The sequence below is a fragment of the Faecalibacterium duncaniae genome, assembly GCF_010509575.1.
Classification (GTDB): Bacteria; Bacillota; Clostridia; order Oscillospirales; family Ruminococcaceae; genus Faecalibacterium; species Faecalibacterium duncaniae.
Genome location: NZ_CP048437.1, coordinates 1662123 through 1687008, shown reverse-complemented (window position 1 = coordinate 1687008; position 24886 = coordinate 1662123). Strand labels below are relative to the sequence as shown.

At 58.4% G+C, this 24886-nt stretch carries 24 protein-coding genes; 9 read left to right on the top strand and 15 right to left on the bottom strand.

Translation table 11 applies throughout. From position 1 onward, the window contains the following. The first annotated feature begins 226 nt into the window (after positions 1-226). A complete protein-coding gene (locus GXM22_RS08180) occupies positions 227-1255 on the top strand; it encodes a GDSL-type esterase/lipase family protein (protein ID WP_035394488.1) in 1029 nt (342 codons plus the stop codon). A 78-nt stretch (positions 1256-1333) separates the two neighbouring features. Here the strand turns inward: GXM22_RS08180 and typA are convergent, their stop codons facing one another. Continuing rightward, positions 1334-3157, bottom strand: coding sequence for a translational GTPase TypA (typA, locus tag GXM22_RS08175; RefSeq protein ID WP_097771893.1), 1824 nt, complete (start codon positions 3155-3157; stop codon positions 1334-1336). Between the two features lie 207 nt (positions 3158-3364). On the opposite strand from typA, the gene GXM22_RS08170 reads away from it, so the two are divergent. Then, complete coding sequence (locus GXM22_RS08170) at positions 3365-4972, top strand: MBL fold metallo-hydrolase RNA specificity domain-containing protein (RefSeq protein WP_005934470.1); 1608 nt, start codon at positions 3365-3367, stop codon at positions 4970-4972. 140 nt (positions 4973-5112) lie between these two features. Here the strand turns inward: GXM22_RS08170 and GXM22_RS08165 are convergent, their stop codons facing one another. The 5 genes from GXM22_RS08165 to GXM22_RS08145 form a co-directional block, all read right to left on the bottom strand. Next, positions 5113-5478 (bottom strand): hypothetical protein, encoded by a 366-nt coding sequence (locus GXM22_RS08165; protein ID WP_099357173.1) that lies wholly within the window; start codon positions 5476-5478, stop codon positions 5113-5115. A 145-nt stretch (positions 5479-5623) separates the two neighbouring features. Then, a complete protein-coding gene (locus tag GXM22_RS08160) occupies positions 5624-6265 on the bottom strand; it encodes a PrsW family glutamic-type intramembrane protease (RefSeq protein ID WP_005934466.1) in 642 nt (213 codons plus the stop codon). Then, complete coding sequence (locus GXM22_RS08155; protein ID WP_005934464.1) at positions 6252-6872, bottom strand: hypothetical protein; 621 nt, start codon at positions 6870-6872, stop codon at positions 6252-6254. Before GXM22_RS08155 ends, GXM22_RS08160 begins: the two co-directional genes overlap by 14 nt. Beyond that, positions 6862-7206 carry a hypothetical protein gene (locus GXM22_RS08150; RefSeq protein WP_005934462.1) on the bottom strand — a complete coding sequence of 115 codons (345 nt, stop codon included), beginning with the start codon at positions 7204-7206 and terminating at the stop codon, positions 6862-6864. The genes GXM22_RS08155 and GXM22_RS08150 overlap by 11 nt, the downstream gene beginning before the upstream one ends. After that, entirely contained in the window at positions 7196-7741 is a 546-nt protein-coding gene (locus tag GXM22_RS08145; protein ID WP_005934461.1) for an RNA polymerase sigma factor, read from the bottom strand. Before GXM22_RS08145 ends, GXM22_RS08150 begins: the two co-directional genes overlap by 11 nt. Positions 7742-7927: 186 nt before the next feature. Between GXM22_RS08145 and GXM22_RS08140 the strand changes: the two genes are divergently transcribed. The 3 genes from GXM22_RS08140 to GXM22_RS08130 all read left to right on the top strand — a co-directional run bounded on the left by GXM22_RS08140 (position 7928) and on the right by GXM22_RS08130 (position 11477). After that, on the top strand, positions 7928-9298 hold the full coding sequence (locus GXM22_RS08140) for a sodium-dependent transporter (protein ID WP_005934460.1): 1371 nt from the start codon (positions 7928-7930) through the stop codon (positions 9296-9298). 171 nt (positions 9299-9469) lie between these two features. Then, entirely contained in the window at positions 9470-10195 is a 726-nt protein-coding gene (locus tag GXM22_RS08135) for a LytR/AlgR family response regulator transcription factor (protein ID WP_035394482.1), read from the top strand. Then, complete coding sequence (locus GXM22_RS08130) at positions 10188-11477, top strand: sensor histidine kinase (RefSeq protein ID WP_099357174.1); 1290 nt, start codon at positions 10188-10190, stop codon at positions 11475-11477. Before GXM22_RS08135 ends, GXM22_RS08130 begins: the two co-directional genes overlap by 8 nt. A 479-nt stretch (positions 11478-11956) precedes the next feature. Here the strand turns inward: GXM22_RS08130 and GXM22_RS08120 are convergent, their stop codons facing one another. Genes GXM22_RS08120 through GXM22_RS08110 form a run of 3 tightly spaced genes read right to left on the bottom strand, consistent with a single transcriptional unit; the run spans position 11957 to position 14107 of the window. Beyond that, positions 11957-12394 carry an aspartate carbamoyltransferase regulatory subunit gene (locus GXM22_RS08120; protein WP_005934452.1) on the bottom strand — a complete coding sequence of 146 codons (438 nt, stop codon included), beginning with the start codon at positions 12392-12394 and terminating at the stop codon, positions 11957-11959. Between the two features lies 1 nt (position 12395). Next, positions 12396-13337 carry an aspartate carbamoyltransferase gene (pyrB, locus tag GXM22_RS08115; RefSeq protein WP_035394477.1) on the bottom strand — a complete coding sequence of 314 codons (942 nt, stop codon included), beginning with the start codon at positions 13335-13337 and terminating at the stop codon, positions 12396-12398. A gap of 14 nt (positions 13338-13351) precedes the next feature. Then, positions 13352-14107, bottom strand: a complete 756-nt coding sequence (locus GXM22_RS08110) for a GntR family transcriptional regulator (protein ID WP_005934447.1) — start codon at positions 14105-14107, stop codon at positions 13352-13354. Between the two features lie 187 nt (positions 14108-14294). On the opposite strand from GXM22_RS08110, the gene GXM22_RS08105 reads away from it, so the two are divergent. Then, entirely contained in the window at positions 14295-14837 is a 543-nt protein-coding gene (locus GXM22_RS08105; protein ID WP_005934446.1) for a GNAT family N-acetyltransferase, read from the top strand. Positions 14838-14878: 41 nt separating this feature from the next. On the opposite strand, the gene GXM22_RS08100 is transcribed toward GXM22_RS08105, so the two are convergent. Continuing rightward, on the bottom strand, positions 14879-16252 hold the full coding sequence (locus tag GXM22_RS08100; RefSeq protein ID WP_035394475.1) for an MATE family efflux transporter: 1374 nt from the start codon (positions 16250-16252) through the stop codon (positions 14879-14881). Between the two features lie 181 nt (positions 16253-16433). Beyond that, positions 16434-18449 (bottom strand): glycoside hydrolase family 31 protein, encoded by a 2016-nt coding sequence (locus GXM22_RS08095; RefSeq protein ID WP_035394473.1) that lies wholly within the window; start codon positions 18447-18449, stop codon positions 16434-16436. Positions 18450-18689: 240 nt separating this feature from the next. Between GXM22_RS08095 and GXM22_RS08090 the strand changes: the two genes are divergently transcribed. The 3 genes from GXM22_RS08090 (at position 18690) to GXM22_RS08080 (ending at position 21950) form a co-directional block, all read left to right on the top strand. Continuing rightward, positions 18690-19310, top strand: a complete 621-nt coding sequence (locus GXM22_RS08090; RefSeq protein WP_099357175.1) for a sugar transferase — start codon at positions 18690-18692, stop codon at positions 19308-19310. A gap of 80 nt (positions 19311-19390) precedes the next feature. Continuing rightward, positions 19391-20725 carry an aspartate--tRNA(Asn) ligase gene (gene aspS / locus GXM22_RS08085; protein WP_099357176.1) on the top strand — a complete coding sequence of 445 codons (1335 nt, stop codon included), beginning with the start codon at positions 19391-19393 and terminating at the stop codon, positions 20723-20725. A 16-nt stretch (positions 20726-20741) separates the two neighbouring features. Next, positions 20742-21950, top strand: a complete 1209-nt coding sequence (locus tag GXM22_RS08080; RefSeq protein WP_005934434.1) for a GNAT family N-acetyltransferase — start codon at positions 20742-20744, stop codon at positions 21948-21950. A gap of 106 nt (positions 21951-22056) precedes the next feature. On the opposite strand, the gene GXM22_RS08075 is transcribed toward GXM22_RS08080, so the two are convergent. The 4 genes from GXM22_RS08075 to GXM22_RS08060 are packed head-to-tail and all read right to left on the bottom strand — an operon-like array spanning position 22057 to position 24829. Further along, entirely contained in the window at positions 22057-22695 is a 639-nt protein-coding gene (locus tag GXM22_RS08075) for a GDSL-type esterase/lipase family protein (protein WP_005934433.1), read from the bottom strand. 30 nt (positions 22696-22725) lie between these two features. Next, the gene (locus GXM22_RS08070; RefSeq protein ID WP_005934432.1) at positions 22726-23655 is read right to left on the bottom strand and encodes an ROK family protein; all 930 of its coding nucleotides are present in this window, start codon (positions 23653-23655) and stop codon (positions 22726-22728) included. 15 nt (positions 23656-23670) lie between these two features. Further along, the gene (locus tag GXM22_RS08065) at positions 23671-24375 is read right to left on the bottom strand and encodes an N-acetylmannosamine-6-phosphate 2-epimerase (RefSeq protein WP_005934431.1); all 705 of its coding nucleotides are present in this window, start codon (positions 24373-24375) and stop codon (positions 23671-23673) included. After that, entirely contained in the window at positions 24368-24829 is a 462-nt protein-coding gene (locus tag GXM22_RS08060) for a NanQ anomerase/TabA/YiaL family protein (RefSeq protein WP_005934430.1), read from the bottom strand. Before GXM22_RS08060 ends, GXM22_RS08065 begins: the two co-directional genes overlap by 8 nt. Between the last annotated feature and the right edge of the window lie 57 nt (positions 24830-24886).

Below are 24886 nucleotides of genomic sequence, written 5' to 3'. Positions count from 1 at the left end.
GATTCAATGAAAACTGTGCAATTCCTGCAACAATACTATTGTAAACTATTTCTCTGTTGTATGCAAGACCTGATTGGTTGCACGGGCAAAAAAATTATGATACAATATTTGGCGTATCCTACAAAAACACAGGGTCGGTCGGAGTGCAGAATGCAAACTCTGCAATTTTTCGGGGATACTGACCGTAATGATAGAGAAAAGAAAACAGGGAAAGGCGGGAAAGAGAATGGGAATTTCACACGAATATCATTCCACCCATGGCCGGAGACGGCGCAGCAAGGCAGGCACCGGCCTGCGGCTGGCGGGGATCATTGCAGCGATCCTGCTGCTGTCGCTGGCCATCACGGCCATTCTGGAAAATGGCGAAAAGCAGAGCGAGGCTGTCCAGCAAAGCCCGGCGGCGGGCACAGCGGCCAATATCCTGGCTCCGCTGCCCATGCAGGGAGATACGGGAGCCTCAGCGGCAGACAGCGCCGGCGGTACGGCAGGGGAAGGCAGTGGAGCCGACGATGCGGCGGCTGTCACGCTGGAACAGTTCGGCCCCGCCCGGCAGGCAGCGGGGGCCTATCAGGTCAAGGCGTATGACAGCAGCGTGATCCGTCAGCCCAGCTGTGGGCAAGTGGATCTGAGTTACTTTTCGGATGCGGCCCTGCTGGGCGACAGCCTGACCGTGGGCTTCTCCGATTACAGCATCAACCTGGGCGGGGCGCTCATCTGTGGCTATACCGGCGTGGGCCCCGATGCCATCGTGAACCGCAGCGCGGTCAAGAGCAGCGTGCGCGGCTCAGAGGTGGCAATGGATGTGCTGACAGCGGCCCAGCCGAAAAAGCTCTATATCCTGCTGGGCACCAACACGCTGACCACGCTGGGGGCAGCAGACCGCTTTCTGGCCTACTATGGCCAGATGCTGGATCAGCTCAGGCAGGCCCTGCCCGGCTGCGTCATCTATGTCCAGTCCATCCCGCCGGTGCGGCCCCAGGCCGCTGCGGAAAAGCCCGGTCTTGCGTCCGATGTCCTGCGCTCTGTGAACGAGCAGCTGGCAAAGCTGGCTGCAGACAAGGGCTGTGTCTACCTTGACCTGTGGGAGACCTTTGCCGATGAGAACGGGAATCTGAAGGAGATGCTGGCGGCTCCCGATGGAGTCCACTTCTCGGCCGGAAACGGCTATGGTGCCTGGGTCACCTACCTGCGCAACCACGCAAAGTATTCGGCTTCCAACTCCTGGACTATGGGCAGCGCATACAGCGCTGAATAAAGAGCGAAACACAAAACGGCATCGCAGACCGATCGGTTTGCGATGCCGTTTTTTATGTTGATCGAGAAGGAAAGCAGCTTACTTCAGCTTGCTCTTGGCCTTCATGCGCTGGTCGTGGTTCAGGATCTGCTTGCGGATGCGCAGATTCTCAGGGGTGACCTCCAGCAGCTCATCCTGTGCCAGGAACTCCAGGCAGCCCTCCAGGCTCAGCTTGCTGACGGGGATCAGGCGCAGAGCGTCATCGGAACCGGAAGCACGGGTATTGGTCAGGTGCTTGGTCTTGCAGACGTTGACATCCACATCCTCGCCGGAAGCGGTGTAGCCGATGACCATGCCCTCGTAGACCTTTTCGCCAGCGCCCACCAGCAGGGTGCCGCGCTGCTGCGCGTTGTACAGGCCGTAGGTAACGGCATCGCCGGTCTCAAAGCTGACCAGAGAACCGGTGGAACGGTTGGCGATCATACCGGCCCAGACATCGTAGCCATCAAAGATCTGGTTGAGGATGCCTTCGCCGTGGGTATCGGTCAGGAACTGGTTGCGGTAGCCGAACAGGCCGCGGCTGGGCATCCGGAACTCCAGGCGGACACGGTCGGTGCCCAGGGACTCCATCTGCTGCAGGACGGCTTTGCGCTGGCCCAGGCCGGTCATCACAGCACCCTGATACTGGGTGGGAACGTCGATGACAACGTGCTCCATGGGCTCGTAGGTCTTGCCGTCGATGACCTTGGTCAGAACGTGCGGGGGAGAGACCTGCAGCTCATAGCCTTCACGGCGCATGGTCTCGATCAGGATGGACAGGTGCATCTCACCACGGCCCATGACGCGGAAGGAATCGGTGGTGGGAGAATCCTCCACCTTCAGAGCGACGTCCTTCAGCAGCTCTTTCTGCAGACGGTCACGGATCTGGCGGCTGGTGACGTACTTGCCCTCACGGCCGGCCAGGGGGCTGTCGTTGACGGAGAAGGTCATCTCCACGGTGGGGTCGTTGATCTTCACGAAGGGCAGCGGCTCAACCTGAGAGGGAGCGCACAGCGTGTTGCCGATGGTGACATCGGGCAGGCCGGAGAATGCAACGATATCGCCTGCGGTGATGTTGTCGCAGGGCTGGCGGCCATTGGCCTGGAAATCGTACAGCTTGGTCAGGCGGCCGCGCATCTTCAGGTCGGGGTTGTGCCAGTCGCACACGACCACTTCCTCGCCGACCTTGGCAACACCGTTCTGGATGCGGCCAATGCCGATGCGGCCAACGAACTCGTTGTAGTCAACAGAGGAGACCAGCATCTGGAAGGGAGCCTCGGGATCGCCCTGAGGAGGCTGGATGGTGTCCAGCAGGGTGTCGAACAGGGGGATCAGGTCGGTGCCGGGCACATCGGGGTCCAGGCTTGCGGTGCCCTGACGGCCGCAGCAGAACAAGATGGGGCATTCCAGCTGCTCATCGGAAGCGCCCAGATCCATCAGCAGGTAAAGCACCTCATCGATGACTTCCTTGATGCGGGCATCGGGGCGGTCGATCTTGTTGATGGCAACCACCAGGCTCAGGTTCTGCTGCAGAGCCTTCTGCAGAACAAAACGGGTCTGGGGCATGCAGCCCTCAGCAGCGTCCACCAGCAGCAGCACGCCGTTGACCATCTTCAGCACGCGCTCGACCTCGCCGCCAAAGTCGGCGTGGCCCGGGGTATCAACGATGTTGATCTTGACACCCTTGTAGGTGCAGGAGCAGTTCTTGGCCAGAATGGTGATACCGCGCTCACGCTCGATATCGCCGCTGTCCATGACACGCTCTGCCACGACCTGATTGTCACGGAAAGCGCCGCTCTGACGCAGCATGGCATCCACCAGCGTGGTCTTGCCGTGGTCAACGTGAGCGATAATGGCGACGTTGCGCAAATCGTTACGAACCATAAATAACTACCTCTCTATTTTGAATCTCTGTAGAAGTTACGTCATACGAATAAAGTTTATCTCAGTTGGGGGTGGTTTGTCAAGATTGTATAAAAACTTTTTCAAAATTTCAGCGCTTTGCCCGATAACTCTTTACACGATTTGGGCAGATGGACGCGGCGAGTTATGCTATACTAAGGGTGCAAAACCGAACTGGGAGGTGTATCTATGAAGCTCACATTTTTGGGAGCCAACCACGAGGTCACGGGCAGCTGCACCCTGCTGGAAGCAGCTGGGCAGCGCTACCTCATCGACTGCGGCATGGAGCAGGGGAAGGATGTCTACGAAAACCAGCCCTTTCCTGTGGCACCGGGTGAAATTGACGGCGTGCTGGTGACCCATGCGCATATCGACCACACAGGCCAGCTGCCGCTGCTGGTGCGCAACGGCTTCCGGGGCAGGATCTATGCCACCAAGCCCACGACTCAGCTGTGCAGCATCATGCTGCGGGACTCTGCCCACATTCAGGAGTTTGAAGCTGAGTGGAAGAACCGCAAGGCGAAGCGTGCCGGTGCCGAGCCGGTGGAGCCGATGTACACAGTGCAGGATGCCGAGGCGGCCATGCAGCTGTTCCGGGGCATGGAGTATAACACTAAGATCGAGCTGGCCCCGGGCCTTGTGATCCGCTTCATCGATGTGGGCCATCTGCTGGGTTCGTCCAGCATCGAGATCTGGGTCACTGAGAGCGGCACCACCACCAAGCTGGTCTTTTCCGGAGACATCGGCAACCAGCATCAGCCCATCATCAAGGACCCGACAACGATCCGGGACGCGGACTATGTGTTTATGGAGTCTACGTATGGTGACCGCAGCCACGGTCCCCGCCCGGACTATGTGGGGGAGCTGAGCAGGATCCTGCAGCGCACCTTTGACCGGGGCGGCAATGTGGTCATCCCCAGCTTTGCGGTGGGCCGTACCCAGGAGCTGCTCTACTTTATCCGTGAAATCAAAAAAGAGGGGCTGGTCACCGGCCACGGCAATTTCCCGGTCTACATCGACAGCCCCCTTGCCATTGAGGCGACCCGCATCTTCAAAGATACCGACCCCGACTGCTTTGACGAGGATACCCGGGCGCTGCTGGCCCAGGGCATCGATCCCATCCAGTTCCCGGGGCTGCAGGTCAGCGTGACCAGCGATGAGTCCCGGATGATCAACGCCGACCGGGTGCCCAAGGTCATCATCTCGGCCAGCGGCATGTGCGAGGCAGGCCGCATCCGCCACCACCTCAAGCACAATCTGTGGCGGCCGGAGTGCACGATCCTTTTTGTGGGCTATCAGGCCGTGGGAACGCTGGGCCGCACCCTGATCGATGGTGCCGTCAATGTCAAGCTGTTCGGTGAGACCATCGATGTGCAGGCAGAGATCTGTCAGCTGACGGGCCTTTCGGGCCATGCCGACCGCGAGGGACTGCTGGCCTGGGTGAATGCGTTCAGCCCCAAGCCCAAGAGGGTGTTTGTCATCCATGGCGAGGACGAGGTGGAGAACATCTTTGCCCAGACCCTGACCGAGCAGGGCTTTACCGCCTGTGCCCCTTACAATGGGGAGCAGTGGGCCATTGGGGCCGAGGGTGCGGTCTGCCTGCAGGAAGGCTCCCGTGTCCGGCTGGAGCACAAGCCCAGTGAGGGCGCGTCCCGCGCCGCAACGGTGTTCCAGCGGCTGGTCAGCGCCGGCAAGCGGCTGCTCCGCGTCATCGAGCACAACGAGGGCGGGGCCAACAAGGATCTTGCCAAGTTTGCCGACCAGATCAACGCCCTGTGCGACAAGTGGGACAGATAACCATAGAACCAGAAAAAACAGCACGCCGTTCGGTTTCGGCGTGCTGTTTTTGGTTAAAAGGGAAAAGGCTCTGCCGGGAGAAACGGCAGAGCCTTTTCGGGGTATGGAGAAAAGTGTGTGGGAGAAGAGCATGGAGGGCGCTACTGGTCGTCAGAGAGGCTTTGGGAGGAAGCCTTGTCTGCGGCATCCGGGGAGAAGGGGCGGTGCAGTGTTTTGTACCGCCTGTACCGGATGCCGAGCAACGTGAATACAACGCCGGTGACAAAGGAGCCGACGCTGACCACGATATAAGCATCAGCGCCGCTGTGCAGCAGCACCGAGCCGTACCCGGCCAGAACGATGGAAAGACCCGGAACATGCTCCTGATACAGCAGGGACGCAATGCCGACTGTCAAAAACAGACAAGCTGCGGAGAGAGCGCAGTTGATTCGATGTGCCCGCCTTTGACGAAGCCTGCGTGTGCGGCGGCGAATTTCCTCCATACGAACACTCGCCTTCTGGGTCATGGACAGTCCCTCCTTTTGAGAGATCATCAGAGCGGCTGCTTTCCGTCCTCTCTATCTCCTATAATACAGTTCGCGCCGATTCCTTTCACCCAAATTTGAAAAAAGTTCAAAAAAATTTCCCGCTCCGGAAAAGAGCGGGAAACGGTCAGTGAAAAACAGTGTGCCTGCCCCTGTGGAGCAGCCTTGCCGCAAACAGGGTGACGATGATGGCAGAAGGAAAGAAGTACCCGACCATCTGCCAGAAGCCGTCGGCGGTGATCAGCAGATTGTAGATGCCGTGCAGCACCATGCAGACCCCCAGAATCCCCACCGTGCCGGTGCAGGTGAGCCACGGACGGCGGAACACATAGGCCAGTGCCAGACCGGTCAGGATGCCGCAGACCAGATGCAGGGCCCCGGCGGACATGCCGCGGATGAGCAGGAAAACAAAACTTCCTGCACCGTTTTCGGTCAGGTAGCAGACGTTTTCAAAGGTAGCAAAGCCCACTGCAATGCCAATGGCCGCAGGAGTCAGCTTGTGGGAATCCGGCTCAAAGATCAAAAAGTAGAGCAGCAGAGGCAGCAGCTTCAGGATCTCCTCGCAGACAGGTGCGATCTCAATGGCGGTGGTCACGGCACTGCACTGGTGCCGCCCCATGAAAAAGCTGCTGACATAAGCCGAAAGCAGGCAGGTAGCCATGCCCAGCACCACGAACAGGGTAAAGCGCCGGGGGCTGCCCGATGTGAACAGCAGGGAGAGCAGCATGGGAAGCGCCAGGCACAAAAAGATGTTTTCAATGTAGGTCATGGGGTTCCTCCCGCAGGATATGGGGCAGGAAGCTGACCAGTGTGAGGGTCAACAGGATGTCCACAGCATAGTAAAGGTTGAACCGGGTGTAATCACGGATGAACTCGGAGGCAACGAACAGAAGGATCTGCAAGGACATTTCAAACAAAAGTGCGATCTCATAAGGCCGGAGTCGTTTTTCCTTTTGCAGGGCCGAAAAACAGAGATAGGCCAGCGCGCCAAAGGTGAGCGCCAGCACACCAGACATCAGCGGCGAAGGGCCAAACACCTGCACCCGCATGACAACTCCGGCAATGACCACCCCGGCCGCCAGCGCAAAAGGCGAGAACGGCGGGTGCAGGCCCTCCCAATAGAGGATCTCCAGCGAGAGAAAAAAGAAATACGAGGCCATCCAGGAGCATTCGGCCACATAAAACACCTGCGGCCCATGGCCCAGAATGATCAGATGGAGCAGGTAGTACAAAGTACCCATCATAAAGCTGGCGTAGCCGAACGCCAGGATCAGGCAGGAGCGGCTGCTGCGCCGGAAGGCGAGGAGAAAGGCGAGGAGCGCCATCGCAGCCAGCACGATCACCTGAAAGGTGTTGTCAATGATCTCAAAGCTCATCGTCGTCCCTCGTGTGCTTCTTTTCATTGCTGCGGCGCAGGCGGTAGAGCAGGATGGTCACGCAGGAGCCCAGCAGGAACGAGAGTACGCCCACCAGGATATAACCGTCGGCTCCGCGCTCACTCAGCATCCCGGCGGTGCCGGTGGGGGAAACATGCAGCGCGACCGATGTGCCTGCCCAGCCGGGCATGGCAAGGCCCAGGCAGACCACCAGCACAAGACAGGCCGCCATACAGCCTGCATCGATCAGCAGCATCTGCCGTGCGCGCGCCTGACGCTGCAGCTGGGCCGTGCGCTGGCGGATCAGCGCCATCCGTTCGGCATCAGTTTTCATACTGATATCCCTCCTGTTCCAAAAGTTGTTTCAGCTGCTGCTTGCCCCGGTACACAAGGTTCGTTACCTGCTGCTCGGTACGTCCCAGCACCTGTGCGGCCTGCCGGTAGCTCAGTTCTTCAAAATAGACCAGAAAAAGTGTCTCCCGGTATTCCTTTTTGAGCTTGCCCAGTGCGGCGTACAGCTGCTGGTGCTGTTCGTTCTGGAACAGCCCGGTTTCGGCCAGTGCCTCGTCCGGCAGTTCAAAAGGCAGTTCCTCCAGCGGCAGAAAAAACCGCCGCCGGGTCTTGCAGCGCAATGCGAGATTGCGCCCGGTTTTATAGAGGTAAGCCTTGAAGCAGCCATCCTGAATGGGCCGCTCTCTTGCAAAAATATGGGCAAAGGCTTCGATCATCAGATCCTCTGCCTCGTGGATATCGCCCAGCACGCCGTTGATGTAAAGGGTCAGCGCGTCGCCATACCGCTCCACCAACAGCTGAGCGGCAGCTTCGTCTCCGGCCAGATACTTCCGGTAGGCTGTTTCGTCTGAGACCATCCGGTTGTTCCTTTCCGTGTTGTACACATTTCATCTTGTCTATTTTATATAAGATGAAAGAAATTTGCAAGGGAAAATACGAAAAAGCACTCCATTCTCTTCCAATTTGTGATATAATAAACTGATTTCGCCTGTTTTTCGCGCGGAAGGCGGGCGGCTGAAATTATTGGAGGGGACAAATTTATTATGGAACGTGAAACGCTGAAATCGCGGCTGGGCTTCATCCTGCTGTCGGCAGGCTGTGCCATCGGCATTGGCAACGTGTGGAAATTTCCTTATATGGCAGGTCAGGGCGGCGGCGGAGCCTTCGTACTGTTTTACCTGCTGTTCCTGGTCATTCTGGGTCTGCCCATTATGACCATGGAATTTGCTGTGGGCCGTGCCAGCCGCAAAAGCCCGGTGCGCGCCTATCAGGTGCTGGAAAAGCCGGGTCAGAAGTGGCATATCCACGGCTATTTTACCCTGATCGGCTGTTACCTGCTGATGATGTTCTACACCACCGTTGCAGGCTGGATGCTGCACTATTTCTATATGACCGCCGCTGGAAAGCTCTCCGGCTTGAACGCAGACGAGGTGGCGGGCAAGTTCACCGAGATGCTGGCAAGCCCCGGCATTATGACCTTCTGGATGGTGTTCGTGGTCGTTCTGAGCATTCTGGTCTGCGCCAAGGGCCTGCAGAATGGTCTGGAGCGTGTGACCAAGGGCATGATGATCGCCCTGCTCCTCATCATGGTCATTCTGGCCGTGAACAGCCTCTTCATGGACGGCGCAAAGGAGGGCCTTTCCTTCTTCCTGGTGCCTGACTTTGGCCGTATGAAGGAGGTTGGCATCGTAAACACCTTGGTGGGTGCGATGAATCAGGCCTTCTTCACCCTGAGCCTGGGCATCGGTGCCATGTCTATTTTTGGCAGCTACATCGGCAAGGAACACTCCCTGCTGGGCGAGAGCGTTCGTGTGGTGGTGCTGGATACCTTTGTGGCCATCACGGCCGGTCTCATCATCTTCCCGGCCTGCTTTACATTTGGCGTGGATCAGACCGCAGGTCCCAGCCTGATCTTCATCACCCTGCCCAATATTTTTGCCAACATGGCACTGGGGCGGCTGTGGGGCAGCCTGTTCTTCCTGTTCATGGCATTTGCTGCCCTGTCCACTGTGCTGGCGGTGTTTGAGAACATCATCTGCTGCGGCATGGAGCTGACCGGCTGCACCCGTAAAAAGTCCAGTCTGGTCAACCTGTTCCTCATCATCCTGCTGTCCATGCCCTGCGTGCTGGGGTATAACCTCTGGGCCTGGGATGGCTTTGCCGTGTTTGGCGGTGCAGTGCTGGACTTCGAGGATTTCCTTGTCAGCAACCTGTTCCTGCCGCTGGGCAGCCTGGTCTACCTGCTGTTCTGCGTTTCCCGCTATGGCTGGGGCTGGGACAACTATAAAAAAGAGGTCAACACCGGCGAGGGGCTGAAGATCCACGATTGGATGCGCGGTTACCTGACCTACGGTCTGCCCGTGATCGTGTTGTTCATCTTCGCCTTTGGCATCTACGACAAGTTCTTTGCATAAGGAAATAAACCCTCTCAGTCTCGCATTCGCTCGCCAGCTCCCCAAGGAGGGCAACGCATTTGATGGGGAAGCAGCTTGCACAGCCTGAAGTCAGAGCAGCAATTGCCTCGCCTTTGGGAGAGGCGGCAGTGCGAAGCACTGACGGAGAGGGCGTTTTTGTTGGAGGACACAATGCACATTTTGATCTGTGATGATGATGCGGTATTTGCTGCCCGCGTGGAAACGCTCGTCCGGGATTTTTTTGCGCGGCGGGGCCTGCAGGTGGAATGCACCGTCTGCCACAGCGGGGAAGAGACACTGGCCCGGCGGGACCTTGATCTGTATCAGGTGGCGCTGCTGGATGTGGATCTGGACACCATGAACGGCATCTCACTGGGAAAGCAGCTGCGCCAGTGCAGCCCGGAGATCTGCCTGGTGTATGTGTCGGCCTATCTGGAATTTGCCCCGGAGGGCTACACCGTGAATGCGTTCCGCTATATCCTCAAGCGCGACCTGGACTGCCAGCTGCCCCGCTGTCTGGATGCCATTCTGCACGAGCAGGATCACCGGGCTCCCAAGACCTTGACCATCCGGCAGAACCGCACCGAGACTGAGCTGCCCTACGACAGCATCTACTACCTCGAAAGCGACCTGCGCAAGATCAACGTTTACGGAGATGTGGCTCATCAGCCCCTGTGCTCCTACTATGGCAAGCTGAACGAGCTGCCGCAGGCCCTGTTTGAGAACGGCTTTCTGCGGGTGGGGCGGAGCGCGGTGGTCAATATGAAGTACATCCGGCAGATCAGCAGCTATATGGTTACCCTGCGCAATGGGGTCAAGCTGGGCGTGAGCCGGAACGGCTATGCTGAGATCCGCAGCACCTATCTGGAATGGAAGGGGCAGTTTGGGGATGACTAAGGAAATGCTCTGGTTTCTGATGGGGCATCTGGTCTGCATTGGCCAGTGGGCGGCCTTTATCATGGTGGACCATGCATTTCTGGGCCGCGGCAGGAGATTCCGCTTCCCCTGCCTGTGGGCAGCCCTGCTGGCAGCAGTATTTCTGGCGGCCTCGATCCGGCATGACATTGGCTTTTTCAATATCGGATCTGTAATATTGAACGTCATCTACCTGTTGGTCACGGTGCTCTTTTTCGGCGGAAGCTGGAACCAGAAGCTCTCGGCCTGCCTTGTCAACGGCATTATGTGCCTGCTGACGGAAAATACAGTCAGCTACACCTTTGCCTGGTGTAAGCACATTCCGGTCCGGGAGGTCTGGCGCTACCGCAGCTGTCTGTTCCTGCTGGTTGCTGCTGTTGTGGGGGCTGGCCTGCTTGCAGCCTACATTATCCGGCGCTGGCGGCGGGAGCAGGCGTTGACCCCGCTGCAGATGTTGGTCATGTCCTTCTTTCCTGGCATCGTTGTGGTGCTGAACATCGTGCTGATGGTATCCGGCGGCAGTGAAGTGCCCAGCATGATGAATATGATGTTGACCTTTGGTCTGACCATAGCAGTGCTGATCCATCTGGGGATCGTGCAGATGGTCAACGACCAGATGCTGCTGCAGCAGACACTGATGGTGGAGGCTGTGCGCCAGAAGAAGAGCGCAGAAGCTCTTCTGGAATCCTACAAGACTCAGCGGCGGCTGACCCATGAGTTCACCAACCACACCGATGCACTGGCTCTGCTGCTTCAGCAGGGCGATTACGAGGGCGCAAAGGCCTATCTTTCCACGCTCACAAAGACCATTGCGGCGAATACCACCATTATGAACACCCACAACCCTTTATTGGATGCCCTGCTCAGCAAAAAGTACGAGGAAGCCAGCCGAAAAGGGGTTATGGTCTATTTTGATCTGCCCGATCTGCGGGATATGCCCATGGGCCAGACGGATCTTGTGATCGTGCTCTCCAATTTGCTCAACAATGCCATTGAGGCCGCCGCGCAGGCTGATCCGCCGGAGGTCTATGTGCGGATGCGGAAGAGCGAGGACGAGGTGGTGCTCTCTGTCCGCAACCGGGTGAAAAAGGACCTGAACCTCGTGGACGGCCAGCTGCCCCGCATCTCTCAGAAAGGGGCGGGCCACGGCTTCGGGCTGTGGAACGTGCGGGATGTGCTGAAAAAATACGGCGGCGAATATACCATCAGCTGCCGGGAGTGCTGGTTCCGCTTTACCTGCACCATCCCACTCCGCAAGTTATGACATGAAACCCTGCAGAATATGACATTTGGGGTGAAAGTTTCATCGGAATCTGCTACAATGAAACCAAGTTAAAGGCAGGAGCGCCTCCCCGCTGTATGGTTTGCGGCCGACAGAGGAAGGAACATCCGGGAACGCAGGCGTGTGTGCGTGGGCCGGAACGTCTTTACGAATAAAAAGTCTGACGAAGCTCTGAATGGCGATCTTGGGGGATTGCTGCAGATAGAGACCTTCTGAATGCACTGCACCTGCACGGCATCGTATGTGGGAATGGGATGCCGGGCGGTGCTGCCGGAGGGAGCTTTGTCGGGCTTTTTTTGTTTGAGATCGGGCCGGAAGGAGGACGGTGTGGAGCATGGCTGCACCTGCACGGAAGCGGGCATCCTACTGGATATCTTCACTCCGATGCGGGAGGATTTCGTGTAACAAACAAAAAAGGCAGTGCGCCGCGTGGGACGCACTGCCTTTTGCTTTTGTACCGATTATTCCGGCTTCACCTGCAGCTCCTGCTCACAGTAGATGCAGCGGTATTTGCCGTTGGAGCTCATCTCAAAGATCTGGTCGCATTCCTCTTCAATGGAGGAGATGCAGCGGGGATTGCGGCACCGCACAATGTTCACCAGACGCTTGGGGGGCTTCGGCTTTTCCTTGCGCACAGCCTTGCCGTTTTCAATCACGGTCACGCTGATGTCAGGGTCGAGGTAGGCCAGCACGTCCAGGTTCAGCCAGGAGGCATCCCCCTCAACCTTGATGATATCCTTGCGGCCGCAGTCGGCCTTGTGAGAGCGCGCATTCTGGATCAGTGCCACGTTGGCGGTCTTGTTGCCGGTGATGCCCAGCAGCTCCATCAGGCCCACAGCGGTGCCTGCCTTGATGTGGTCGATCACAATGCCGTTCTGGATCTCGTCAATATTCAGCATATCAGTTGCCCTCCTTCGGTGCCTTGGGGTCAGCAAGACCCAGCAGCGTCATGATCAGTGCCATGCGGATGTATACGCCGTTCTGCACCTGCTCAAAGTAGGCAGCACGGGGGTCATTGTCCACATCCAGCGCAATCTCGTTCACGCGGGGCAGGGGATGCAGCACTGCCATTTCAGGCTTGGCAAGGGCCATCTTTTCGCTGGTCAGAATGTAGCTGTTCTTCAGGCGGATGTAATCCTCCTCGTTGAAGAAACGCTCCTTCTGCACACGGGTCATGTACAGGATATCCAGCTCGGGCATGGATTCCTCCAGGCTCCGGGTCTCACGGTACTCGATGCCGTTGGCCTCCAGCACATCCTTGATGATGTAGTCGGGCACCCGCAGTTCCTCGGGGCTGATGAGCACAAAGCGGATGTTCTTGCAGCGTGCCATGGTCTTGATGAGAGAATGGACGGTGCGGCCGAACTTCAGATCGCCGCACAGGCCGATGGTCAGATTATCCAGCCGACCCATCCGGGTGCGGATGGTCATCAGATCGGTCATGGTCTGGGTGGGGTGCTGGTGGCCGCCGTCACCGGCATTGATGACCGGGATGCGGGAGTAGCGGGAAGCGCGGAACGGCGCGCCCTCTTTGGGATGGCGCATTGCCACGATATCAGCATAGCAGGAGACCACACGGATGGTATCTGCAACGCTTTCTCCCTTGGAAGCGCTGGAGACGGTCTCGCTCGGGAAGCCCAGTACATGGCCGCCCAGGTTCAGCATGGCCGCCTCAAAGGAAAGGCGGGTGCGGGTAGACGGCTCATAGAACAAGGTGGCGAGCTTTTTGTGAGCCGCAACGTCCTGATAAGCGGCAGGGTCGGAGCGGATGCGGTCGGCCAGATCCAGCAGAGAGGTGATCTCCTCCTGGCTGAAATCCAAGGGATCGATGAGATGGCGCATGAATTTTACCTCCGTCAAAGTAATTTTCGTAGAATGGAAAAATCGAAGAAATTTGTGTAATAACTCAGTGAGCGCATGACCGGGTGGCACAGACGGTTGAAGCAGATCTCATCCAGCAGCAGCATGGCCTCGCCGGGGGCAAGACGCATGGCAGCCCGGATGGCCTCGTCGCCGCAGCTGGCCTTGAGGTGGGCCACATTCGAGGAGATCTGCTGGTTGCATTCCTGCTCCAGGATATCGAACACGCCGCCGCTCAGGTCGATGCGGGTGTAGTCCCGGCTGCCAAAGAGGGCGCGGGGCAGATAATCGATGGAGTAGATGACCGGGGTGGTGTCGGCCAGGATGCGTTTTTTGATGCAGATGACCTCATCCCCCGGTGCAATGGCAAGATCCCGGGCAAGCTCGGCCCCGGCGCGGATGGGATAGATCTGGATGCCATCGGCGTGGGGGTAGCTGCCAAAGCTGCGGATCAGCGGGTAATATTCCAGCTTCTGGTCAAGGCGGCTGCGCAGGCCGAGCACGGTGCGGTTGACCACTGTGCCAATGCCGCGCACGCGCTCGATGTAACCGGCGCGCTCCATCTCGCTCAGCGCGTCCCGGATCACGGTACGGCTGACACCGAGTTCCGCGGCCAGATCGACCTCGGCGGGCAGGCGGTCGGCATCGGCGTAGCGGCCGGTGCGCAGTTCTTCCAGAAGCGCCGCGACGACACGGTCACTGATGACCGCACCGCCCAGGCGGATGGATGACGAAGAGCTGGATTCTTTCATGGGCTGTTCCTCCGGTTCGCGGGCGGGGCAGTGCCCGCCTGGACTTGGGAAAACCTGCCCTGCATCCCAAAAGCTGCGCCGGACAGATTCTCTTACTTTCATTATAGCATGATTTGACTTTATTTTGAATGGTAATTATACTGGAATCCAGCAGAAAGTATGATTTTATTTTTGGAGGGTTCACAAAATGGAACTGATACTGCAAAAAGTGTGTGGCCGGTCTGCACAGCTTCCCATTCGCCTGCGCCGGTGCGGCCCTGCGGATGCCGCTGCATTCTTTGCTTTGCAGAACGAAGTGCGGGCCGCCATGCCCCACCCGGAGCAGTTTGTGCCGGACACACTGGAGAATATCACGGCCTACCTGAGGGAGGACCTGTGCATCGGGGCATACGACGGCGAACGGCTGGGAGCGTACTTTATCCTGCGCTACTGCGGCCGGAGCGCACACAACTATGCGGCCTTTCTGGGGGTGCCCCGGGAGGAGTGGGAGCACTGGGCCAATGCGGACAGCGCAGTGGTCCACCCGGACTGGCGGGGCAACGGCCTGCAGCGGAAGCTGCTGGAAGCTGCGCTGCCCCTTGTCCGGCCCGGCATCGTGGGCATCGGGGCCACCGTCAGCCCGGAGAATCAATACAGCCTGAACAATGCCCTTGCCTGCGGTTTTGTCATTGCCGACCGCCGTGAGATGTACGGCGGGTATGACCGATATCTGTTAAAGAAGATGCTGTAAACAAAAACGCTCTCCTGCTGAGCACAGGAGAGCGTTTTTTGTTATGCGACCAGGCGGCTCTCTTCCTTCAGCTGATCGTTCATCTTTTTGCGCACGACCAGCAGGCAGATGAGATGCACCCCTGCGGTCAGGGCCCAGCTGATGGGATAGCTGATGTACAGCGTGCCGGTGGAGCGGAACATCCGGAAGATGGTTGCGATCCAGACCAGACGGAGCAGGCAGCTGCCCACCAGGCTGACGATCATGGGGATCACCGAGTAGCCGCGTCCGCGCAGGCAGCTGGCCAGAGTGTCCATTATGCCGCACAGGAAGTAGGCAGTGCAGATGATCTGCATCCGGGACAGGCCGGCGGCCACCACGGCTTCATCCGTGGAGTAGAAGTGCAGCAGGACTTCGCCGCCAAAGTAAGCGCCGCAGCCCAGGAACAGGCCCGCCACAGTGACGCAGAGCAGGCAGTTGCGCATGACGCGGTCGAGGTTGTCGTACCGGCGGGCACCCACGTTCTGGCTGGTAAAGGTCACGGCCGCCTGCGCAAAGGCATTCATGCCGGTGTAGATGAAGCCCTCGAGGTTGGATGCGGCAGAGTTTCCGGCCACGACCGTGGAGCCAAAGGAATTGATGGCCGACTGGATCACCACGTTGGACAGGCTGAACACAGTGCTCTGCAGACCGGCGGGCAGGCCGATCTGGATGATCTGCAGCATGGCTTTCTTGTGGATGCCCAGATGCCGCAGGTCAAGGTGCATGGCACCCTCTTCCCTGACCAGCAGCACCGTGACCATAATGGCGGATACCGTCTGGCTGAGGATGGTGGCCAGCGCCACGCCTGCCACGCTCATCTGGAACACGATGACGAACACCAGGTTCAGCACCACATTGATGACACCTGCCACCGCCAGACAGACCAGCGGGCGGCGGGTGTCACCCACGGCACGCAGCAGGGAAGCGTTGAAGTTGTACAGCATGGTCATCGGCATTCCGATGAAGTAGATCTTCAGGTAAAGGGTGGCAAGGTCAATGACATCCTCAGGGCTGGACATCAGTTCCAGCAGGCCGTGGGCTGCAAAAAAGCCCACAAAAGCCATCAGCACGCCGCCCACAAGGCTCAGGGTAACAGCGGTCTGCACCGCTTCGTGCACGCCCTGGTCATCCTTTGCGCCATAGCAGCGGGCAGCCACAACATTTGCACCCAGCGCAAGGCCGACAAACAGGTTGACCAGCAGGTTGATGAGCGCACCGTTGGAACCAACTGCTGCCAGCGCGGCGCTGCCGGCGAACCGGCCCACCACGACCACATCGGCAGCATTGAACAGCAGCTGCAAAAAGCTGGATGCCGCCAGCGGCAGGGAAAACAGGATGATCTTTTTCAGCATCGGGCCGCTGGTCAGATCACCGGCCTGGGACATTTGTGCCATGAAAGCTCCGCCTCCTTTGAAACTTCTCTCATACTCTTGCACCAAAATTGAAGCGTAAAAAATGCGCCGTGCCGTTTTGCGGCACAACGCAATTTGTAAAGAACATCTATATTATAATACAGTTTTCTGTAAAATACAAGATGCTGCGCAGGGGAGATCCTGCCTTTCCGGGACACTTCGATCAGGAATGATGGATCTGCAGCGTTTTCCAGTGCTCTTTCTTCTCATATTCTGTTGTCACGCCGTCATCCCGGTACATCCGGTACTCCGCAGATTCGCCGTCGGGCAGGAAGCTCCACAGGGTCAGGCTGGCATCATCCAGCTCAGAGGTGTTGTTGGCGGGCTGTGCCACGGGAACGATGTGACCCGGACGGAGGAACAACAGCACTTCGTCCAGCGCACAGCGGATATAGTGGTGTCCGGCGGGCAGGATCTCTTCATCGTAGTCGTCCACAGCCCGCAGGCGCAGGAGCTTCATGGGTTCGGGCAGATAGACATGCCGCCCGTGGGCATTCTGGACATAGACAGGCGCTGCCATCAGGCCCTCGCCCAGCAGAAGCTGATCTTCCACCTCCCGGGCATCGGGGTCATCCGGGTAGTCGAAGGCCAACGGCCGGAAGTAGCTGGTGTTTTCCAGCGCGGCCTTCATAAATTCGCTGTACAGGTAGGGCAGCAGGGCGTAGCGCAGACGGATCATATTGCGCACAGCGGGCAGCACCTCGGGGAAGCGGTAGTATTCCTGCATCCGGGTGCCAACTGCGGAGTGGTTGCGCATCAGCGGGGTGAGCAGACCGAACTCAAGCCAGCGCAGGGCAAGATCCGGCGTGGTATCGGAGGAGAAGCCGCAGAGGTCGGCACCGCTGTACAGGAAACCGCACATCTGGACACTGGGCATCATCTGGATGTTGGCCAGCAGCTGGGCCCAGCTGGAATTGTTGTCGCCCAGCCAGATGCCGCCATAGCGGTGGCTGCCAATGAAGCTGGAGCGGCTGTAAAGCAGGGTGCGCTGGCCCGGGCGCAGGTCGGCAAAGGCCTCGCCAGCGGCGCGGGTCATGCTGCCGCCGTAGAGGTTGTGGACCTGATCGTGGCGCACCTTCTGGCCGTCCACCTCGTGGTAGAAGCTGGCGTAGTCTGCCGGGCTGTTCATCAGTCCCATGGCACCGCCCACCACGCGCGGGAAAAACTCCTCCTGCTCAATGTTGTCCTTCTCCCGCAGGGCGGCCATATCGTTCAGAAAAGCGCGCAGCCGCTCGGGTGAGTAGAAGAGGGAGGGCTCATTCATATCGTTCCAAAAGCCCTCGATGCCGCAGTCGGTCAGGGCCTTGTATTTGTGGCCGAACCACTCCCGCACCTCAGGGCGCAGGAAGTCGGCAAAGTAGGCCTTGCCGGGCCAGACTGCCGCCACAAAGGGGGTTCCATCGGCCTTTGTGCAGAAGTATCCTTTTTCCAGCCCTTCGGTGCAGGTGGGGTCGTTGGGGTCGATGCGTACGCCTGCATCGATGATGGGCACCAGACGGATGCCCTGCGCTTTCAGGTCGGCGGAGAGCTTCGCAAGGTCAGGAAAACGTTCCTTGTTTACGGTGAAATCGGCATAGTCCTGCATATACTCGATGTCCATGCAGATCATGTCCAGCGGCAGGTCGTGCTCCTTGTACTGGCGTGCAACCTCCCGCACGTCCTCCTCAGTCTTGTAGCCCCAGCGGCTCTGTGCCAGACCGAATGCCCACTTGGGTGGGATATAGCTGCGGCCGATGAGGGTGCGGAACTCCTTGCAGATCGCATTCTCGTTCCCGCCGGAGAGGAGATACAGATCATAGTCGGGAGTCTCGGTGTGGAAAGAGAATAGATCGTGGCGGGTATAGCCGATGTCGTAATACACCTTGCCCGGGAAATCCACGAACAGGCCAAAGCAGGTGCTGCCATCCCGCACCAGCAGGAAATTGTGCGCACCATAGAAGGAAAGCTTGTCCTCGCTGTGGCGGGATTCGTCGGTGTTGTTGGTGATGTAGTGCCAGCCGCGCTTGTTGATGCCGCGGGGCATTTCGCCCAGACCGTAGACGGCAGCCTGCTCACTGAGGGTGAACCGCCAGCCGGTGCCATCGGGAGTCAGAAAGGGAACGGGGCCGCTTTCCGCCGGAAGAGACAGCACAACGCTCTGGGTGGGGAAGGGATGCCCGAAAGAAAAACGCTGGATCACAGAATAGACCTCCTGTTTCAGATAGAGTGGTTACTGTAATGATACGGCAGAAATCGTTCCGGAACAAGAGAGAAAACAGGATAAATAATGCAACAAAACAGGCGTTTTGTGGTCTGCGCAACAGCCAATACTTCTGCTGCACCTGCCTGAGCCCCTCGGGCGTGAAACTGCACGGAATGGATTGCAAACTGTCGAAGGGCTTGCTATAATAAAAGGTACTCTGAAAAGGGAGGATCTTCCATGTATCGAAACGGCATCAAGCGGCTGCTGGCGGTCATTCTGTCCCTCTGCGGCATGATCGTGCTCTCGCCGCTGCTGCTCATCCTCTGCCTTGCCATCAAAATCGATTCCCCGGGACCGATCTTTTTCAGGCAGAAGCGGGTGGGCATCCACAAACAGCATTTCAATATCCTCAAGTTCCGCACCATGCGCATCGACACCCCCCACGATATGCCCACCCACATGCTCAAGGACCCGGATCAGTATATCACCCGGGTGGGGCACTTCCTGCGCAAGACCAGTCTGGACGAGCTGCCCCAGCTCTGGAACATCTTTGTGGGCGATATGGCAGTCATCGGCCCGCGCCCGGCGCTGTGGAACCAGTATGACCTGCTGGCCGAGCGGGACAAGTATGGTGCCAACGATGTCCGCCCCGGCCTGACCGGCTGGGCGCAGATCCATGGGCGGGATGAGCTGGAGATCGTGGACAAGGCCCGGCTGGACGGCTACTATGTGGAGCACCTGAGCTTTGGCATGGACGTAAAGTGCTTCTTTGGCACCATCAGGGCGGTGCTCGACCACGACGGTGTGGTCGAGGGCGGCACTGGCACTTTGCACGAAGGGGAAAACCACAAGAAGTAAGACTGGCCCGGGCAGAATACTTGATTTATCCCCTGAAAAGCGTATAATAAAACGGTATAAGACATCAAAGGAGGATTTCCATGAATCGCACCTACATCAACGAGGTACAAAAGGAAATTGGCAATACGGTCAAGGTACAGGGCTTTATTGAAAACCTGCGCAACAGCAAGTATATGGCCTTTATCGTACTGAAGGATATCACCGGCAAGCTGCAGATCACGGTTGAAAAAGAGGATCATCCTGATCTGGTGGGCACCATCGATCAGTTGACCCCTGATTCTGTCATCACTGTCACCGGTAAGGTGGTCGAGAACGACTACGTCAAGATGGGCGGCATCGAGATGATCCCCGAGGCCATCGAGGTGGAGAGCATTGCGGATGCACTGCCCATTGCCCGCAAGGCCATTGCCGCCACCAAGAAGAAAAAGGCGGTGGAGCGTTCCAGCATCGACCAGCGCATTGATTACCGCTGGGTCGATCTGCGCACCGACGAGAACCAGCTGATGTTCAAGGCCCAGAGCTGCATGGTCAACGCCATGCGCAAGTTCCTGCTGGACCAGAACTTCATCGAGATCCACACCCCCAAGCTGATCGCTGCTGCCAGCGAGAGCGGCTCTGAGGTGTTCAAGGTGGATTACTTCGACCGCAATGCCTATCTGGCACAGAGCCCCCAGTTCTACAAGCAGATGGCAATGGCTGCAGGCTTTGAGCGCATCTTCGAGACCGGCCCTGTGTTCCGCGCCGAGAAGAGCTATACCAACAAGCATGCCACGGAGTTCTCCGGCTTCGATCTGGAGTTCAGCTACATCACCTCTTACAAGGATGTCATGGCCATGGAGGAGCAGCTGCTCAAGGCTGGCCTGCAGGCTGTGAAGGACGCATACGGCGATCAGATCCAGGAACTGTTCGGCAAGGAAGTCATCGTGCCCGAGACCCCGTTCCCCGTGGTCAAGCTGGCTGACCTGTACAAGGGTCTGGAAGAGGACTTCGGCTATGTGGTGGACGATTCCGAGAAGGGCGACCTGACCACTGAGGCCGAGCGCCTGAGCTACGACTGGGTGAAGAAGCACTATAACCACGAGTTCCTCTTCGTCACGGATTACGATGCTGAGAAGCGCGCTTTCTACCACATGCGCGACGAGAACGGCGTGCCTCAGGGCTACGACCTGATCTGGCGCGGTGTGGAGATCACCACCGGTGCCCAGCGCGAGCACCGCTATGAGGTGCTGAAGAAGCAGGCTGAGGAAAAGGGTCTGGCTGAGGATGTCAAGTTCTATCTGGAGTTCTTCCAGTATGGCTGCCCCCCGCACGGCGGCTTCGGTCTGGGCATCGACCGCCTGACCATGCTGCTGGTGGGCGAGAGCATCAAGGACGCGGAGTTCCTGTTCCGCGGCCCCAACCGTCTGACCCCGTAAGGACGGGGGTGTTCGTATGAACGCCGCAGACCATTATCTGACCCGTTATCTGGAAGCGAAGGATCTTGATCAGTACAATGCACTGCTCCGCTACACCTTTCAGGTCACGGAAGAAGAGCTGACTGCCACAGGCTGGAAGGACGATGAAATCAAGCAGTCCAAATTCCCGGTGCTGGAACGTGCCGATGTACTGGGCTGCTTTGATGGAGACACGCTGGTGTCCCAGTTTGCCGTCTATCCGCTGAAAATGAACATCTACGATACGGTCTACCATGTGGGCTTTGTCACCAGTGTCTGCACCTACCCGGAGTACACCGGGCAGGGCATTATGAAGCACCTGATGATCAAGGGTCTGACCCAGATGCACGAAGAGGGCAAATCCTTCGCCCTGCTCTACCCGTACAGCATTCCGCTGTACCATCACCTGGGCTGGGAGATCGTTTCCAACAAGATCTCGTTCAACATCAAGGACCGGCAGATCCCCACCAAGGTCAAGGCTCCCGGCTATGTCCGGCGCGTCAGCTGGGATAACACCGAGTTCCATGAGCTGCACTCCCACTTTGCGTCCATTACCCACGGCTGTCTGTTCCGCAACAGTCTGGCCTGGGAGGAATACTGGCGCTGGGATGAGGACGATACCAATGTTGCGGTCTACTACAACGTCAAGGATAAGCCCTGCGGCTACATGGTCTACCTCATCAAAAACGACATCATGCACATCAAGGAGATGGTCTACCTCAACCGCGAGGCCCAGAAAGGCCTGTGGGAGTATATCCATGCCCATGATTCCATGATCGATGAGGTGCACGGCAGCACCTATTTCAGCGAACCCATCGCCTTTGAGATGGACGACGGTGACATCAAGGAGAGCATCCGCCCCTATGCCATGGGACGCATCATCGACGTGGAGGATTTCCTCGCCGATTATCCCTGTGACCCGGACGGCGGCACCCTGTGCATCGAGCTGGAGATCGAGGACACGCTTCTGCCATGGAACGACCGGACGTTCAACGTTCGCTTTGCGGATGGGCACTGCACCATGACCCGTGAACCCGCCGAGTATCACCTGAAAATGGGCATCGGCACCTTTACCACCCTGCTGCTGGGCTACAAGACCGCAGAGCGTCTGTATGAGCTGGAGCGCATCGAGGGCAGGGAAGAGGCTGTGGAACGGCTGGATGACGTGCTCTTCCATAAGATTCCGTATATTTCGGATTACATCTGACAAAAGAAAACAACCCTCTCCGTCAAAGCCTTTTGCTTTGCCTGCTTCCCCCGAAAGGGTGAGGCGGCATTGCGAGGCAATGACGGAGAGGGTTGTTCTTTTTGACTCAGAGCAGCGTCGGCACCAGCTCGGCCAGCTTCTCAGCCAGTTGTGCGTGGCCCTTACGGGTCAGGTGCATGAAGTCGATCTGGTTGAACTCGCAGCCTTCAGCGTCCAGAAAATGGACGTTGTTGCGCTCTGCAATGATCTTGTACCAGCCGGCAACGCCCTTGGACTTCTCCACACAGCCGTCGCCCATGACCTCATCGTGGAAGCCCTCCTTGATGCGCGGAGGAGCAACCACAAGAATGTTGGGTTCCTTGCCGCCCCAGCAGTCCACGGTCTTGCACTTCTGGATCAGGCGCTCCATGCCAGCGCCAATGCAGGCGGCGTTTGCGTTAAAGCGCTCTTTCACATCGTTGGTGCCCAGCATGATGATGAGCAGGTCGATGACTTCATGGCTCTTGAGCAGGGGATAGGCCACGCTCAGAGCATCCATGGACTCGTGGATGGGGTCAGCAAAAACGGTGGTGCGGCCGGAAAGGCCCTCTTCGGTTACCAGATACTTGTCGCCCAGAGCAGTCTGCAGGCGGCAGGTCCACCGCTCGTCCTCGTTGAAGCGGATGCCGCCGTCGGCGTTATCCTTGGGGTCGGCACAATAACCGTGGGTGTTGGAATCGCCCAGGCAGAGAATATGTGTTTTCATCTCAATACACTCCTTTGATCGTTCAGATGATCAGGTTTCGCCGTGCTGCTGGCGGAAGTAATAGACTGCGCCTACCATACCGGCATCATTGTGCAGCTGGGCGGCGCGGATCTCCAGCCCTTCGGCAAAGGCGGGCATAACGGAGGCCCTGACTTTGGCAGCAATGGGCTCGATGAGCAGCTTCTGCTGGGCACTCACGCCGCCGCCGATGAGAATGAGCTGCGGGTTGAAGATGTGCACCATGCCTGCAAGGCCCTGTGCGATCTCATCTGTCCAGGCATCCAGCAGGGCCAGAACGGTCTCGTTGCCAGCCTCTGCGGCAGCAAAAATGGCGCGGCCGTCTTTCCAGGCCGGGTCCTTTTCCTGTGCGGCCCGTACCAGAGCCGTGGTGGCGGCGTAGCGCTCCCAGCAGCCGGTGGCACCGCAGGTGCAGGGGATACCGTCCAGTGCATGGGTGCGGTAGTGGCCCAGCTCACCGCCCAGTCCGCGGGCACCCTCCAAAAGGCGGCCGCCGGTCAGGATGCCGCCGCCCACGCCGGTGCCCAGGGTCACACCGATGACATCGGTATAACCCTTTGCGCCGCCGACCCAGACCTCGCCCAGCGTCATGCAGTTGGCATCGTTGGCAACGGTGACGGGTAGGCCGAAGAGCCGTTCCAGTTCGGCCTGGATGGGGCTGTTGATGTAGTTGGGAAAGTTGCCGCAGGTACCGGCCACGATGCCTTTGCGGCTGTCGATCTGGCCGGTGGCCGAAACGCCTACGCCTTCCAGCGTGTTCACGTCGATGTTCTGGGTCTCCACAAAGGCTCTGGCGGCTTTGAGCACGGTGGCCAGCACCGGGGTCTGGTAGCCGTCAAAGTTGACACTTTCTTCGGCCTTGGGGCCTACCGCGCCGGTCTCATCCACGATGCCCAGCTTGACGGCAGTGCCGCCGATATCGATCGCAAGATACTGTTTCATCTCGGTGTCTCCGTTTTACTTGTTCATGGCGTTGATGGCACCGGTGAAGCGGGCCGTGATCTCGGCAGGGCGGGTGATGGCACCGCCCACCACCAGTGCAAAAGCACCGGCTTCCAGTGCCTTGACGGCCTGTTCGGGGTAGTGGATGTGGCCCTCGGCAATGACTTTGGCGGGGCACTCGGTGGCCAGCTTGTGGACGAAATCAAAATCGATGTCGTCAATGCCCTGGGTCTCAGGGGTGTAGCCGCGCATGGTGGTGCCCACAAAGTCGGCACCGGCCTCGGCACAGGCCATGGCGTTCTCAAAGTTGTCGCAGTCGGCCATCACCAGCTGATCCGGGTACTTTGCCTTGATGGCGCGGATGAATTCAGCGGAGGTGGAACCGTCCGGGCGGAGAGCTCCCGTGCCCTGCACCGCCAGAATATCCACGCCGCAGGCCACCAGCTCGTCCACTTCCTTCATGGTCACAGTGATGTACATGGGGGTGCCGGGGTAGTCCTTTTTGATGATGCCGATCACGGGCAGGTCCACGACCTCCTTGATCTGGGTGATGTCCCGCACGGTGTTGGCACGGATGCCCACCGCGCCGCTCATGGCGGCAGCCTTGGCCATCAGGGGCATCACGCCGCCCTCCTTGGTGTACAGGGGCTCGTGCTCCAATGCCTGGCAGGAGACGATCAGCCCGCCCTTGATCTGAGCAAACAGTTTTTCCTTATCCATGATACTTATCCTCCATCTTAATCTTGACAACAGCTTTGCGGACACGATCGCAGCCGGGCATTTCCACGCCGGGGCGGTGCAGTTCACCGGGGAAGAAGAGGACGAACCGCCCCTCGCCCAGAGCGCCGAAAACGGCATCCTCGCTGTCCTTTTTGCCGATATCCGGCTGGTAGGGCTCCACCTCGGTGCCGGGGGCGGTCTCGTAGCCCCAACCCTCGCCGCCGGTCAGGTCGATCTGCAGATCGGCGTAGAGCCGGTGATATTCGGCGTGGGAACCGGTGTGGGGTTTGAGATCGGCATCCATCACATTGATGAACACCTCATCGCCGTCCACTTCGGTACGTCCCAGCGGCAGGGTATCCAGCTGGTGTGCGGCCAGAAACTCAATGGCCGTGTCGAGGTTTTTGTGGAACCCCTTGTACAGATGCAGTTGATCCAGGGTATCGCAGATCATACGCTTTCCCTCCAAAAAAGAAGCGCCCGCCTCCCCTCTGAAAAGAGACGGAGAGGG

Excerpts from the sequence above, each read along its gene's own strand:
- GXM22_RS08180 (WP_035394488.1), top strand. The coding sequence starts at position 227 with ATGGGAATTTCACACGAATATCATTCCACCCATGGCCGGAGACGGCGC.
- typA (WP_097771893.1), bottom strand. The coding sequence starts at position 3,157 with ATGGTTCGTAACGATTTGCGCAACGTCGCCATTATCGCTCACGTTGAC.
- GXM22_RS08170 (WP_005934470.1), top strand. The coding sequence starts at position 3,365 with ATGAAGCTCACATTTTTGGGAGCCAACCACGAGGTCACGGGCAGCTGC.
- GXM22_RS08165 (WP_099357173.1), bottom strand. The coding sequence starts at position 5,478 with ATGACCCAGAAGGCGAGTGTTCGTATGGAGGAAATTCGCCGCCGCACA.
- GXM22_RS08160 (WP_005934466.1), bottom strand. The coding sequence starts at position 6,265 with ATGACCTACATTGAAAACATCTTTTTGTGCCTGGCGCTTCCCATGCTG.
- GXM22_RS08155 (WP_005934464.1), bottom strand. The coding sequence starts at position 6,872 with ATGAGCTTTGAGATCATTGACAACACCTTTCAGGTGATCGTGCTGGCT.
- GXM22_RS08150 (WP_005934462.1), bottom strand. The coding sequence starts at position 7,206 with ATGAAAACTGATGCCGAACGGATGGCGCTGATCCGCCAGCGCACGGCC.
- GXM22_RS08145 (WP_005934461.1), bottom strand. The coding sequence starts at position 7,741 with ATGGTCTCAGACGAAACAGCCTACCGGAAGTATCTGGCCGGAGACGAA.
- GXM22_RS08140 (WP_005934460.1), top strand. The coding sequence starts at position 7,928 with ATGGAACGTGAAACGCTGAAATCGCGGCTGGGCTTCATCCTGCTGTCG.
- GXM22_RS08135 (WP_035394482.1), top strand. The coding sequence starts at position 9,470 with ATGCACATTTTGATCTGTGATGATGATGCGGTATTTGCTGCCCGCGTG.
- GXM22_RS08130 (WP_099357174.1), top strand. The coding sequence starts at position 10,188 with ATGACTAAGGAAATGCTCTGGTTTCTGATGGGGCATCTGGTCTGCATT.
- GXM22_RS08120 (WP_005934452.1), bottom strand. The coding sequence starts at position 12,394 with ATGCTGAATATTGACGAGATCCAGAACGGCATTGTGATCGACCACATC.
- pyrB (WP_035394477.1), bottom strand. The coding sequence starts at position 13,337 with ATGCGCCATCTCATCGATCCCTTGGATTTCAGCCAGGAGGAGATCACC.
- GXM22_RS08110 (WP_005934447.1), bottom strand. The coding sequence starts at position 14,107 with ATGAAAGAATCCAGCTCTTCGTCATCCATCCGCCTGGGCGGTGCGGTC.
- GXM22_RS08105 (WP_005934446.1), top strand. The coding sequence starts at position 14,295 with ATGGAACTGATACTGCAAAAAGTGTGTGGCCGGTCTGCACAGCTTCCC.
- GXM22_RS08100 (WP_035394475.1), bottom strand. The coding sequence starts at position 16,252 with ATGGCACAAATGTCCCAGGCCGGTGATCTGACCAGCGGCCCGATGCTG.
- GXM22_RS08090 (WP_099357175.1), top strand. The coding sequence starts at position 18,690 with ATGTATCGAAACGGCATCAAGCGGCTGCTGGCGGTCATTCTGTCCCTC.
- aspS (WP_099357176.1), top strand. The coding sequence starts at position 19,391 with ATGAATCGCACCTACATCAACGAGGTACAAAAGGAAATTGGCAATACG.
- GXM22_RS08080 (WP_005934434.1), top strand. The coding sequence starts at position 20,742 with ATGAACGCCGCAGACCATTATCTGACCCGTTATCTGGAAGCGAAGGAT.
- GXM22_RS08075 (WP_005934433.1), bottom strand. The coding sequence starts at position 22,695 with ATGAAAACACATATTCTCTGCCTGGGCGATTCCAACACCCACGGTTAT.
- GXM22_RS08070 (WP_005934432.1), bottom strand. The coding sequence starts at position 23,655 with ATGAAACAGTATCTTGCGATCGATATCGGCGGCACTGCCGTCAAGCTG.
- GXM22_RS08065 (WP_005934431.1), bottom strand. The coding sequence starts at position 24,375 with ATGGATAAGGAAAAACTGTTTGCTCAGATCAAGGGCGGGCTGATCGTC.
- GXM22_RS08060 (WP_005934430.1), bottom strand. The coding sequence starts at position 24,829 with ATGATCTGCGATACCCTGGATCAACTGCATCTGTACAAGGGGTTCCAC.